The following is a 657-nucleotide window of genomic DNA, read 5'->3' as shown; positions in this document are numbered from 1 at the left end:
GTTTTGTTACGTCTGCTACAAGCGATAATGCAGACAGTGATAATGACGGCTTGCCGGATGTATGGGAGATCCAGTTCGGCTTGGACCCACAAGATGCCAGCGATGCATTTATTGACCAAGACAACGATGGTTTGAGCAACCGAGAGGAATTCGCTGCGCAAACTGACCCTAATAGCGCTGATAGCGATGTGGATGGTATTCCAGATGGTTGGGAGTTTGATCACAACCTCAACCCAAATGATGCAGCAGATGCTAGCCTTGATACTAACAATGACGGCATAACGAATTTGGATGAATTCCTTAGTGCGGCAGATACTGAGGCGCCGGTGATTGATTTGGTTTCTGAAATTACGTTGGCGTCTAATGGGCCATTAACTGCAGTGCCAATGAGTAATATTAGTGCAAGCGATAATGTTGATGGAAGTGTCGCGCTTATTAATTTAGATGAGACCCACCTACCACCGGGGCATCACATAGTTAACTGGCTCGCAGAAGACTCGGCCGGTAATAGAACAATTGCCAGCCAGTCTATACAGATAATACCGCAACTTTTGTTAAGCAAAGCTCAGGTCACAAGTGAAAACAATCGTGTTTCAGTTAACTTGAGCTTATCTGGGGAGGCACCAGTTTACCCTGTGCTTGTTCCTTACAGTCTTG

At 46.0% G+C, this 657-nt stretch carries 1 pseudogene; it reads left to right on the top strand.

The annotated features are described in order from the left end of the window. Positions 1 to 657 (top strand): annotated as a pseudogene (locus A3761_RS27190) (hypothetical protein); the annotation flags it as partial.

The organism is Oleiphilus sp. HI0123, assembly GCF_001635315.1.
This window is presented reverse-complemented; position numbering and strand designations above follow the sequence as displayed.